9 protein-coding genes are annotated in these 12561 nt (G+C 66.1%); 3 read left to right on the forward strand and 6 right to left on the reverse strand.

What is annotated here, in order from left to right; all coding sequences use genetic code 11:
• Window positions 1-10: 10 nt before the first annotated feature.
• The 3 genes from PHA8399_RS18865 (at window position 11) to PHA8399_RS22900 (ending at window position 3088) form a co-directional block, all read left to right on the forward strand.
• Window positions 11-898: a glycosyltransferase gene (locus PHA8399_RS18865; protein WP_158509278.1), complete on the forward strand. Its 888-nt coding sequence runs from the start codon at window positions 11-13 to the stop codon at window positions 896-898.
• A 257-nt stretch (window positions 899-1155) separates the two neighbouring features.
• Window positions 1156-2319 carry a UDP-galactopyranose mutase gene (glf, locus tag PHA8399_RS18870; protein WP_058287651.1) on the forward strand — a complete coding sequence of 388 codons (1164 nt, stop codon included), beginning with the start codon at window positions 1156-1158 and terminating at the stop codon, window positions 2317-2319.
• A gap of 34 nt (window positions 2320-2353) precedes the next feature.
• Window positions 2354-3088, forward strand: coding sequence for a CatB-related O-acetyltransferase (locus PHA8399_RS22900; RefSeq protein WP_082649580.1), 735 nt, complete (start codon window positions 2354-2356; stop codon window positions 3086-3088).
• A 28-nt stretch (window positions 3089-3116) separates the two neighbouring features.
• Here the strand turns inward: PHA8399_RS22900 and PHA8399_RS18880 are convergent, their stop codons facing one another.
• The 6 genes from PHA8399_RS18880 to PHA8399_RS22600 form a co-directional block, all read right to left on the reverse strand.
• Window positions 3117-4640, reverse strand: coding sequence for a hypothetical protein (locus PHA8399_RS18880; RefSeq protein ID WP_058287653.1), 1524 nt, complete (start codon window positions 4638-4640; stop codon window positions 3117-3119).
• Between the two features lie 50 nt (window positions 4641-4690).
• On the reverse strand, window positions 4691-5914 hold the full coding sequence (locus PHA8399_RS18885; protein WP_145977070.1) for a hypothetical protein: 1224 nt from the start codon (window positions 5912-5914) through the stop codon (window positions 4691-4693).
• Between the two features lie 27 nt (window positions 5915-5941).
• The gene (locus PHA8399_RS18890) at window positions 5942-6670 is read right to left on the reverse strand and encodes a class I SAM-dependent methyltransferase (protein ID WP_058287655.1); all 729 of its coding nucleotides are present in this window, start codon (window positions 6668-6670) and stop codon (window positions 5942-5944) included.
• Between the two features lie 63 nt (window positions 6671-6733).
• The gene (locus PHA8399_RS18895; protein WP_058287656.1) at window positions 6734-9346 is read right to left on the reverse strand and encodes a glycosyltransferase family 2 protein; all 2613 of its coding nucleotides are present in this window, start codon (window positions 9344-9346) and stop codon (window positions 6734-6736) included.
• The gene (locus tag PHA8399_RS18900; RefSeq protein WP_058287657.1) at window positions 9343-10248 is read right to left on the reverse strand and encodes an SMP-30/gluconolactonase/LRE family protein; all 906 of its coding nucleotides are present in this window, start codon (window positions 10246-10248) and stop codon (window positions 9343-9345) included. The genes PHA8399_RS18895 and PHA8399_RS18900 overlap by 4 nt, the downstream gene beginning before the upstream one ends.
• Window positions 10245-12560 carry a motility associated factor glycosyltransferase family protein gene (locus PHA8399_RS22600; RefSeq protein ID WP_158509279.1) on the reverse strand — a complete coding sequence of 772 codons (2316 nt, stop codon included), beginning with the start codon at window positions 12558-12560 and terminating at the stop codon, window positions 10245-10247. Before PHA8399_RS22600 ends, PHA8399_RS18900 begins: the two co-directional genes overlap by 4 nt.
• Between the last annotated feature and the right edge of the window lies 1 nt (window position 12561).

Raw genomic sequence — 12561 nt, forward strand, 5'->3', positions numbered from 1 at the left:
TAGTCAGGGCATGGCTATCACTTCTTTGATGCAGGATCGCGCGGCCTTGAAAAACCAGATCATCGGGATTGTTCCTTTCTCCTATGCGGCCACCGACCGGTTCCAGGCGGCCCGGGATCATCAGGACGAAGCACAGCTCCTGCGGGCGCTGTTCGACGAAACCCGGATCGCGTTCCGCTTCCGCATGCTGGAGCTGCTCAATGCGCATTCATTTAAGGCGCAAGGCGACCGCAATTTCTCGATGATCTACCTCGTGTCCGAACGGATGCCGCCGGAGCACCGCCGCCGGCTGGAGGAGATTGTCTCGGGTGTGCCCGGGGTGCGGATCATTGCGCTGCCGCAGATGCCGCTGGCCGACGCTGTGCGCCGGGCTTTCGAGCAGGTCATCGATCCGGATGCCGGGCACGTAAGCCTGTTCCGGCTGGATGATGACGATGCGCTGGCAGTGGACTTCATCGCCAGCCTGCGCCGCCGCGCCCGGCGCCTGATCACTGCCGGGCTGATCCAGAAACCCACGGTGCTGAGCGCCACCCGCGGCATTTACTGGAAAAACGACGGGACCGGGCGCTCGCAGTTGATCGACATCTGCGACCGGGTGCCGCTGTCGATGGGCTACACCATTGTCAGCCCGCGTGAGGACATCGGCCACCACTACCTGAAAGGGCACCGGGACGCGGCGATGTTCTACCCGTGTTTCATGGACCCCTCGCGGATCATGTATGTGCGCTCGGTGCATGGGGATAATGACGGCGGTATTTCGAACCTGAACCGGGGCCGGGTTTTGGAAGCCGGGCGGGCCCGTGAGGTCATGCGCCGCCGGTTCGATCTGGATGCTGATTTGCTTCTGGCCCCGGAGGGGGCGCTGGCGGGCAAAACCTTCAGCCAGCGGACATCATAGTTTTCTCACTCCTGAGGGCGGTCAACGGGACCGGCAGACAGCATGGCTTTGCTCAAAGCGGCGCACCGGAAACAGGTCTGGTTCAAGCCCGCCCGCGCTTTCGGAGCTGGCAGGGCCGCGCGGCCGGGAGAATACCGCCGCCAGGGCAATGAACGTTTCCGGTCCGGGCAGTTTCATGAAAGGCAGGGGCTGTTTCTCCGCCGCCCGGCAGAAGACACACTGGCAGCTGCGGGTGTAACCCAAGAAAGGACAAGCACATGAACATTCTATGCGTAGGCGCAGGCCTCTCGGGTGCGGTGATCGGCCGGCATCTGGCGGAGGCGGGCCATCAGATCACCGTGGTGGACAGCCGCAGCCATGCCGGCGGCAACTGCCATACCGAGCGCGACGCCGAAACCGGCGTGATGGTGCATGTCTACGGGCCGCATATCTTCCACACCGACGACGCCGAGGTCTGGGATTATGTGAACCGCTTCGAGACCTTCAAACCCTACAAGAACCGGGTGAAATCGACCACCCGCGGGCTGTCGGGCGAGCAGGAAGTGTTCTCGCTGCCGGTGAACCTGCACACCATCAACCAGTTCTTCCGCAAGACGATGCGCCCCGAAGAGGCGCATGACTTCATCGTCAACGAGCAGGCCGACACCACCATCGAGGATCCGCAGACCTTCGAGGAGCAGGCGATGCGCTTTGTCGGCAAGGATCTCTATGAGGCTTTCTTCAAGGGCTACACCATCAAGCAGTGGGGGATGCACCCCTCGGAGCTGCCCGCCTCGATCCTGAAGCGGCTGCCGGTGCGGTTCAACTACGACGACAACTACTTCTTCCACCAGTTCCAGGGGATGCCGGAAAACGGCTACACGCCGATGATCGAGAAGATCCTCGATCACGCAAACATCACCGTGCAGCTGGAGACCGAATTCACCCCGGAGACGGGCGCAGAGTACGACCACGTGTTCTACTCCGGGCCGCTGGACGGCTATTTCGGCTACCGGCTTGGCCGTCTCGGCTACCGGACGCTGGATTTCGAGCGCTTCACCCATGAGGGCGACTACCAGGGCTGCGCGGTGATGAACTACGGCGAGGAAGAGGTGCCCTTTACCCGCATCACCGAGCACAAGCATTTCGCGCCCTGGGAAGAGCACGAGGGCTCGGTGCTCTACCGCGAGTTCTCCCGCCTGGCCGAGCCCGGCGACATTCCCTATTACCCGATCCGCCAAGTGAAGGAGAAGGCGCTGCTTGCGGATTACGTCAAGCTGGCCGAAGAGACCAAGGGCGTCACCTTTGTCGGCCGCCTGGCGACCTATCGCTATCTGGACATGGATGTGACCATCCGCGAGGCGCTGGACGCGGCGCGCGGCTTTGCCTCCTGCCTGGAGACCGGCGAAGCGGCGCCTGCGTTTTTCACCGCGCCGCTGTGACGGGATATCAGGGTACCGGCCGGAGCTGAGGCGAATGTCTGTGTCACCAATCGAAATACAGATGGACCGGAACGCGCGGCGGGCGCTGCTTGAGCTCGGGTTCCGCCCGCCTGCAGGGCCCGTGCTCCGGCTGCATCCGGACAGCCGGTTCGAAGCGCCAACCAATCTGTCCGGCGTTCTGCATGCCGCGACGCCGGTGGCCATCGGGGCCTTTACCTTGGTAAACGGCTCGTCGCTGGCGTATTGCTCGATCGGCCGGTACTGTTCCCTGGCGCCGAATGTGACCATCGGCGCGGCCGAGCATCCGATTGATTACCTGACAACCAGCACGGCTGGCTGGCAGCGGAATTTCATGAACTGGAAGGAACAGACCGGAGGGGGCGCGCTCCAGCCTGTTCCCTTCGCGGACCGCCCCCATACTGAAATTGGAAATGACGTATGGATCGGGGCCGGGGCGTTCCTGAGGGCAGGGGTGCGCATCGGCGATGGCGCGGTTATCGCGGCAGGAGCCGTCGTCACCCGGGACGTGGACCCCTACACGGTGGTTGGCGGCGTGCCCGCCCGCAAGCTGCGGCTCCGGTTCAGCGAGGACATCATAGCGCGGCTGATGAAGGCAGAATGGTGGAAATACCGGCTGTTCGACTTCGGCTGCCGGGTGGACCGTGTGGAGGAGTGCCTGGAGTGGCTGGAGGAGAATATCTCTAGCCTCCCCCTTCATCAGCCCGAGATCTACAGCCCGGAGGCGCTGAAGCGGGCTGCTGGGCAATAGGGGCCGGCAGCGCGGCCCCGGGCGGGGATCACCCCAGTGCGTTGTCCAGAAATTGCTTGATCCGGCCTTTCAAAAGCCCGTGCCTTTGCAGCCATGCCCAGCAGGCATGCATGTTATGGTCATCATAAAACGCGCGGACGGAGTCCGCCTGTTCAAACCGCGGGCGGAAGTTTGCGTCGAAAACCGAACCGGCGCCGGCATGGTTCTCGATGTAGAGGCTGTTTGGGGCGCTGAGACTGGGCCGCAGATCCATAACGACCTGATGCGGGGCAGTGATCAGCCGGTTGTAGAAATACCAGATTGCCTTGCTGCTCAGGCCCTGTTTGATGGTTCCATAGTCCGGGTAGTACAGGATCGTGCTGAGCCCCATGGCACCAGACGCGGAAATTTTCTGGCCGAAATAGACCGCACTGATCGCCGCAGCACTCAGCCCGGCAGTGACTGAGCGGTTGTAGCCATGCTGTGCCAGGAAGGCGGCAAGATTGGCTGCGCTTTGGGCGGGATTTCCGGCTGACGCGCCGAAGCCGGCAGTCGCCCCCAGGCCGGATGCGTCCCGGATCATCAGGAATCCCATGCCGTTTTGCAAAGCAAGTTCTGCAAAATCCTGGAAAACTTCCAGGCTGTTTTCCTGGCCCATTGAATCGAAAAAGATCATGCAGACGCCGCTGCTGCCTTTGATATGCACGGCGTCCAGCACAGGGATGTGCTCGAAGGGGAGGGCCGCAAAAGAGCCGTGGATCTGCTCCCGGCCACTGAACAGCAGGCACCAGTCCGCCAAGCGCTTGAACCGGTCTGACAGCTGCAGCCTGCCGCTTCGCAACCGGCTCAGGGCGTCCGCGGCAGCCTCCTCCTGGCCGGATCGCAGCGCGGTTTCCAGCCGGGCCGCCAGCGCGGCTTCTTCAAACCGGGTGCCGTCCAGCACCTGATGCAGCGGGCTGAGGCAATGCTCGGCGAAGCGGCCGGCAAGATACAGGTTGGCCAGAAATTCGAAGATGACCGCCGGCGGCGCCCGTCTCAGGCTGCCGTCGTCCTGAAGGGAGCACAGGAAGTTGTGGGCGGCGCCCCATCGCTGGTCCGCCTCCAGAACGCGGTGCCAGGACCGGATGGTATCGGCCTGGCTGCATGCCAGCCGCCCGGCCTTTTCGAACCAGGCCCGGGCCTCGCAGAAGCGCCCTTCCCGCTCGCAGATCAGCCCCCGCAGCACGGGCATGATCCCCTGCGCCTGCGGAGCGCTTTCGATCAGGCGGTTCACAGCTTCCTCTGCCAGGCCCGGGTCCGCCTCCGCCAGGCATTTGACGAGCAAATGGGTCATGCCGAGCTGGCGCTGCGCCGCCGCCGCCTGAAAGGCTTCCAGAGCGGCAGAGGGGTCCGGCAGCTCCGGCCGGGTGTCCCTGCCGGCCTGCAAGGCCGCCTGCACAGCCCCCGCCAGATCCTGCGCCCCGAGCAGGCAAAGAGTGGTCACGGCATCCTGGACGGCCGGCGTCTTCCGCTGCCGGAACCGGTCCAGGATTTGCGCTTCGTGCGGCCGGAGCCGGGCCTGCAGATCCTGCATGGCGATTGTCCCTTGTGCATGTAAAACCGGATCAGGCGGATCCTTCCGCCTCAGCCGGTCTGTTCGATTGTCTTCCGGGCCCGCTGGATGTCGCCGCTGCTGATCAGCGTGGCCTCCAGCGTGCCGCCGGCAGGCAGGTCCGGCAGCCGTGCCGAAAATGTCCAGCTGCCGGATCCCGCATACCGCGCTGCCACGTCCGGCCGGGGCGGGCCAAGCACCGGGATGCCGGCCAGCCCGGCTGCGGAGGTGGAAATCACCAGGCTGGGCGGGGTTGCCCCGGAGGGGGCCACGTACCAGCCGCTGGCCTGCAGCAGACGGCTGCCGCGGTCATAGCTGGCCGAGGAGATTGCCAGCCGGAGGCCTTGGCTGTTGCGCTGGCAGGCGTTGTCGAACACATCCTGGGCCGTGGCCTGGAAGGAGGGGGCGACCGAGCGGAAGTCTTTCCAGGCGCCGCCGCCGAAATGCACGATCTTGGGGGCTGTGCCGGTCAGGCGGTTGATGAAATGGCCGGGCCGGCGCTCTTCAGCCAGCGCCATGCCGCCGCCGCACAGATGCAGGATGCTGTCTTCGGGGAATTCGCAAAACAGCTCCGGCCGGGTTGCGCGGACCACCCGGGCCAGGTCCTGGTCATGCCAGTTGTGGTCGCGGATCAGGCTGGGCGGGAGTTCCGGGAAACGGGTGCGGATCTCTTCGAACAAATCCTTCATCACATCCGGCTGCGCGGTGATGAAGCCGATATTCACCTCGTGCAGGCCGCCGTCATAGGCCCAGTCGCCCGTCAGCTGGCGGTAGCGCAGATCCTTCTTCCACAAGCTGGTGCCGGGGTACATCGGATTGGCCTCGGCCGTATAATTGATGCAGCCGTTGGAGGCCTGCTCGAACAGGCCGCGGACATCGTCCTGGAAGTACAGATCATTGTCGCAAACCGCGACAGCGTCATAGTCCTGCCCGTGGAGAGCGTGCCATTCGAGGTAGATCAGCTTGCTCATCCGCTTGTTGCGGTAGGCGTGAAAGGCGGCCAGCGCTTCGGCATCGGTTTTCCCGGGGAACAGCCGCCGCCATTTCATTTTCCCGTCAGCCCAGGCCATCGGGCTGACATGGGCGCGGATGCCTTCCGCTTTCAGATAGTCCCGGGCATCGCTGCTGAGCTGGGTCGACAGCACCCAGATATCCTGGTCATAGGCGCCGCGCCCGGGCGCGCGCAGGGTCTGCGTCATCAGGCTGGAGGCTGCCAGTTGAGGCGTGTTTGCGGTGAATAAAAGAGCGGTCTTCATGGGAACCCCAAAGGTTTGCTGGTGCCGTTACCGGATTTCGCAGGCGGCGCGCTGGCCGCAGACGGCAATCCAATGCGCCTTCAGCCGGGTGCGGTCAAGAAACTCGGCAAACGCCCGGCGCTCGTGCTGCTCGAAGTTGGGATAGCAGAAGTATTCATCGAACAGCAGGATGCAGCCGGGGCGGATCTTGTCTTCCAGCGCCTGCAGCACGGTCGCCGTGGAGCTGTAGATGTCGCAGTCCACATGCATGAAGCTGACGTGGTCAATGCTGTCCGCATAGGCGGGCAGGGTGTCCTCGAACCAGCCCGGATGCAGCCGCACATTGGCCGCGACGGCCGGCGGCTCGCCCTGGCGGTCGAAATCGAACGGCTGCCAGCCGCGCCATTCCTCGGGCAGTCCGGTGAAACTGTCGAAGCCGTCAAAGATGGTGCCGGGCCGGGCCCGGGCCATCAGGTTGAGGGTGCGGCCGGAGTAGACACCGAACTCCGCATGGGCGCCGCTGCGCCCGGCCTTGGACAGCGCATAAAGCAGGATGTCGTCGGAGCGCTCGAACAGCATTGCTTCGGGCATCTCGCTCTGAACGATTTCCACCGTGCGCTCCAGCGCCTTGTCGGACAGCGCCCGGAACAGCGCATGATTGCTGTTGGGGCGGGTGTCGAGCCAGGCGCTTACCTCGGGATAAGGCCTGGCTGAATGTTCTGCGATCTGGTCCAGCCGCTGCAGGATCTGGCCCAGCTTTTCATCGAGGTTCGTCATGCGGCAGGCTCCTGACCGGAAGGGAGGGGGCGGCTGCCCCCTGGGTTCAAAAGATTCATGCGCCTATTTGCGTCCCAGCACCGCATCCAGATCCGCCCGCGGGAAGATCTCCAGCTTGGAAAACCGGCTGGCGTTATAGACCTGCACACCGATTGAATCGCAGTAGTCCTTGGCAAACTGGTAGGAATGCTCCAGCCGGTCCAGCACCGGGTAATGCCATTTCTCGCCGGGCTTGCGGTAGTCCGGGTGGAAATGGTTCACCTCGCCTTCCGACACCAGCGCCCCGTCCTGCTTGGTCTTGGGTTCCACGTAGGAATGGTCCAGGCCGAGGATGTAGATCTCCCGGAACCCCATATGCACCGCCATCTGCAGCATGGAATAGGTGATCGTTGACCCCCAGCAGATGCCCTTGGTGAGATCGGCGGAGAACTCCCGGAAGGGCGAGCGGTTGTCGGCCGGCGGCAGCCAGCGGGCATAATGGTGGTTGGCCTGGCGCGGCAGGAAGGGCAGCATGTGATGCGGGAAGATCTTGGTGGTGCGGTCCACCGCCAGGATCTCGGAGCGGCAGTTCCGCGCCACCAGCAGATCCTCAACCGAGTAGAAGGTCGGCCGCCAGTCCGTCTCGTCAAAGCAGAGATAGATCTTGTTGGCGGCAAAGGTGACCTCGTTCTTCAGCAGCTCGAGGTCGCTGACCGTGAGGCTGGGGCCGTTGCCCAGCACAAAGCAGCGCTGGCCCAGGTAGCGGTTGCGCATGGCGTTCAAGAAGGCGTTGTCTTCATCGGTGACCGGGGCGCGGGCGCGGCCAGCAGCCCCGGCCTGGGCCTGCTGCAGCGCTGCCATCGCCCGGCGCATGTCGCGCAGCGCAGTGCTTTCCTGTGCGGCGGCGGCCAGGCGCGGCGCTTCGCCGGGCTTGCCGTAGGTGGCCCAAAACGCCTGCGAGGTCAGATGCGCCCGGGCGGCCTGGTAGCACGGCCCCAAGGCCGGCAGCCGGGCGGGAATCCGGCGGCGCAGGCTGCGCAGGGCCAGCATCTGACGCAGGGCCCGGCGCGAGTCGCGGGTCACGGTGAAACCGACGCCTTTTTCCGGATTCCAGTAGCTCACCTGCTTGCCGCGGCGGCAGTCGGCGGGCTTGGAGGGACGGGTGGTGTCGATGGCCACCTGCTCCTTCAGCGGCAGGAAATGGTTGTTCCAGCTGCGCCCGTTCAGCCAGCGGGTGCGCTCCGAGGCGGGCGGCTCAAGACCGTTCACCACGGGGGCGCCGCCGGGCGGCTCTGGCATCGGGCTGTTCTTTTCCTGCGCCACAATGCGGAAAATCCCGGCCAGAATGGCATCCTCGTTGCGGACCAGGTAGTCCGGCCCCTGCAGGAAATGCGTCATCGCATCCAGCAGCAGCTGGGCGTGCTCGTATTTGCGGGCTCCGACAAAGCCGCGCACCAAGCGGTCGAATTCTGCCGCGAAACCGTCCGGATCGTCCAGCCGCCCCTGCTGCGCCAGCAGCACCCAGCGGTTGCGGAAGCGGAAGTACTGCATGGCGGCGGAATATTTCTCTTCGAAATCGTCGTGCAGCACCCAGAAGGAGAAGGGGATCACCAGTTCCACCCCGGCATCGCGCAGCCGCAGCCCGTATTCCACATCATCCATCTTGATGAAGAACGGATAGGGCAGGCCGATGCGGTGGATATCCGCCACGGCCACGCAGCTCCACCACCAGCCGGTGCTGTCGGGGCGGCGGTCCATGCGGATGAAGGCCGGAATGTCGGCCGTGTCCAGCCCGGCGCCGAGGGCGCTGTCGCTGGGATGCACCGAGCCGCGGTACTTGTGGCCGAAGCAGGCGCTGCGGCGCGGGATCCTGTTCTGCGAGGAGGCCGGGTACATCGGCGCGCCCACGTGAAAGCCCGGCTTCAGGAAGCGCATGAACGCGGTGTTGCGGGCAAACATTTCGGGATGCAGGTAGATATCGTCGTCCAGAAGGCAGACGTGGGTGAAGCCCTGTTCCGCTTGCGCCCCGTAGCAGCTTTCATAAATGCCGCGGCCGAACCCGCCGGCGCCGCCGGTATTGCCGTTGGCAAAGACGGACACATTGGCGTCCGGCTGCACCCCGCAGGCGCTGTCCTCGCTGCCGCTGCCATTGTCGACAACCGTCAGATGCGCTTCGTTCCCGGCCTGGCGGCGGCGGATGTAGTCGCGGAAGACATCGGCGTTGTGCTGAACATATTCCGCCCGCTTGAAGGTGCAGAAGATGTAGTTGATGCGCAGATGCGGGCTGACGGGCTGGTCATCGGTGACAAAATCGATGTCATAGCTGGAGCCCGGGGCGGCATGCTCGACCTCAGGCAGCAGGGCGCCGTCCAGATCCGCCAGCCGCAGCGGCGGGAAAACCTGGGTGCCGGGGCCGCTCTGCTGCAGCCGCGCCAGAACGGTGACGGTGCCGTCGCCCGCGATATGGCGCAGCGCCACCCGGACCTCGCCCGAGCGGACCACCAGCCGGGTGCCGAGCCAGTTCAGGGTGGTGGCATGGCGCCAGGCATCCAGGTCAAAGGCGTTGACAGCGCTGGCTCCGAACTCCCGGACATGGCGCTGCAGCGGGTAAATTCCCCGGATCGGAGAAAACCGCTCCTGTTCCGGGTGTTTCCGGGACGCTGCATTTGCGGGTGAAACGGAGGGGGCAATATTCATGATGGCACTCGGGGCTTTACAGAAGGGTCAGGCTGGATGCGGGGTTCGGGGCGGCCACGCGCGGGAGTTGTCACGGCAAAGGTCCGGCCGGCGGTTTGCTGCCAGCCTGCCGGGTCCGGCGGCAGCTTCTGGGTGGCGGTGGTGACGTAGAGGGTGGTGAGATCCGCCCCGCCGAAGGCCGGGCAGGAGGTGTGGCCGGTGGGCAGCTCCACGGCGCTCAGGAAGGCGCCCTCGGGGCTGTAGCGGGCCACCCGCGCCGCGCCCCATTGCGCGTTCCACAGGCAGCCCTCGGCATCCACCACGGCCCCGTCCGGCTTGTGCTCCGGTGTGCTGTCCGTGGCGCGCAGGTCAATAAAGACGGTCTTGTCCCCGGCCGGCCAGCCGGTGTCCGGGTCGACCGGCTGGCGCCAGATGATCCGGGACCGGGTGTCGCTGTAATAGGCGCAGGCGCGCGCCTGGTCGAAACAGATCGCATTCGGGGTGGTCAGGCCGCTGTCCAGCACCCGCAGCTCGCCCCGGGCCCAGCGGTACAGCCTGCCCAGGCCCGGCTCGCCCGCCTTGCCCATGGTGCCCATCCAGAAGCCGCCCCAGGGGTCGGCGCGCCCGTCATTGGAGCGGGTTTCCGGCCGGTCCGCCTCGATTTCGCACAGCATTTCCTCGCGCCCGGTCTCCAGGCCGAACCGGCTGAGCCCGGTTTCGCTGGCGATCAGCAGGTGGGTTTCATCGATCCAGCCCGCGGCGCTCACATGGCGGTCGAATTGCCATTCCAGCGGCCGGGAGCCCAGGCGCGACAGCAGCTTGCAGCTCATGATGTCGAACCAGAACAATTGCTGGCGCTGCGGATGCCAGAGCGGGCCCTCGCCCAGAACGCAGCTGCGGCTGTCAAAGACGGTGGCGGTCATGCGGTTTCCTTTGCCGGGGTTCCCGGCGGGAACAGGGTGTCGAAAGCGGCCCGTTCGAAAACCTCGAGCCGGGTCTGGCGCGAGGCATTCAGAACCCGCACGCCGCGGGCTTCGCACCGCGCGCGGGCGCGGGCATAGGAGACCTCGAGCACCTCCAGGTTCGGCTGGTGCCAGCGCTCGCCGGTCTCCCGGTAGCCGGGGTGGAAATGGTTCTGCTCGCCCGCATGCAGATACGTATTGCCCTGTTTGACCTTGGGCAGCACGTAGCTGTGGTCGAGCCCGATCAGGACGATCTCGGCGCAGCCCATGAACAGCGCCATCTGGATCTGGCTGTAGACGATGGTCGAGCCCCAGCAGATGCCGTGGCTCAGATCCTCGCTGAACGCCGGGAAGTCCGGGTCCGACAGCGGGTCTTCAAAGGAGCGCGGCGGCCGGAAGGGCACAAAGACGGTGTCGGCGGCGTGATAGCCGAAGTCGCGCACATTTGCCGGAAAGATCTTCAGGCTGCCTTCCAGCCCGGCAATCCGCTCCCAGTTGTTCTGAATCACCAGGTGGTCTTCGACCGAGTAATAATCGGGGCGCCAGCAGGTGTCTTCGTAGGCCAGGTAGATCTTGTTGGATGCAAAGGTGACGCTGTTGTGCAGCCTGTCCAGATCGGAAACCCGCAGGCTGGGCCCATTGCCGACGATCACGGCCCGGGCGCCCTTGTGGCGGTTGCGCAGAACGCTCAGCAGGATCTGGCTGGCCCGGTCCTGGTCCGCATGGGCCCGGGCGGTATCCAGCAGCCGGTTGTGCGCCAGCTGGTCCTCAAGCTGGCGCAGCTGCCGCGACCTGGCGTTCTGTTCGGCCCGGTGAAACGTGTCGGCCTTGAGGTGCAGCGCTGCCAGTTCGCGCTGCCGCTGCAGGGCCGTCTCCGCCCGGCCGGGGCGGACCAGGGCGGGATCTGCCGCGGGCTGGTTGCCGGCCATCTGCGCCCAGCAGGCAATCGTGGCCAGGCGCGCCCGGGCGGCTGAGCAGCGCTGGACCAGCTGCGGCAGGCGGCTGAGCGCCCGCAGCTGCCGGCGCAGGCGGCGCTGCAGCCGCCAGGAGCGGAACGGCGGCCGCAGGGGCGGGCGCGGCGGCCGGGCGGCAGGCAGGACCATTGCTTCCGGCCCGGCCAGGAAGGCATCCATCTCATTCATCAGCGCCCAGGCGCCGCCGGCGCCGCCGGCGCCGCCGGCGCCGCCGGCAGCGGCGCGGCTGCGCACCGCGGCAGAGAATTCGGCCCGCAGCGCGTCCGGATCCGCCAGCTCTCCCTGCAAGGCCCTGAGGGTCAGCTGCGCGCCATAGCCGGGCGGGGCCTGATCCGCGGCCGGCTGGAAAGACAGCGGAGCGGCCAGCTGCAGCCCCGCGCGCTGCAGGCGGGCGCTGTATTCGCGTTCTGCGGCCGGGACCGGGAACGGGCAGGGCAGCCCGTGGCGGTGAATGCTGCGCGCATCCAGGCAGCACCAGTCCCAGGGCGCTGTTGCGGCGGTTTGTGCCCTGCGCATCAGCGCCGCCGGATCCGCGCCATCCGCGCTGCCGTCCGCGGGCGGCGCACAAAGAAAGGCTTCGGGCCGCAGGAAGCGCATGAAGGCGGCCGCATGGGCGAACATTCCAGCCTGCGGCCGCCGCCCCGCGCGCAGCAGGCAGAGATGGGTGAAGCCTTCTGCCGCCAGGCTGCCGTAGCAGGCCTCGTAGAGGCCGCGGCCGGTCCCGGGGACCCCGGTGGCGCCGTTGGCAATGCGGCTGACGCCGGCACCGGGGCGGCTGACGGCCAGGGCCGGGGCGGCGTCCTCATTGTCCACAAGAACCAGATGCGCGGCCTCTGCGGCGCCATGCCGGGCGTGTTCCTCCAGGAACCGGCCGAAGGCGGCTGCCGCGGCGTCCAGGTCCGGGCCGGAGCCCTCCAGGATGAAGGCGGTCCTTGCGGCAGGCAGGAGCGGGGCTTCGTTGGTGCCGAAATAGAGATCGTAGACGGCGTCCGGCGACGCGGCCTCGACCACCGGCAGCAGCACGCCCTGTGTCTGCGCGGTGAAGACCGGCGGGCTGAAGGCCGATCCCGGTGCCGGGCAGTCGAGGCGGCAGTACTCCGGCAGGCTGCCGTCCGGCATAACCTGGCGCAGGCTGACCGTCACCGCCCCCTGGCGGACGCAGAGCTCCATGCCGAAGGCTTCAAGCGTGGTGGCCCGGGCCCACGCCTGCACATCGAAGGCATTGGCCGCAGCCGGCCCGAGTTCGGGGCTATACCCCTGCAGACGGTGTCTTATGCCGCAGCCATGCATCGCAAGCACC

Origin of the sequence: Leisingera aquaemixtae, assembly GCF_001458395.1 — a bacterium.
In the GTDB taxonomy this organism is placed as follows: domain Bacteria; phylum Pseudomonadota; class Alphaproteobacteria; order Rhodobacterales; family Rhodobacteraceae; genus Leisingera; species Leisingera aquaemixtae.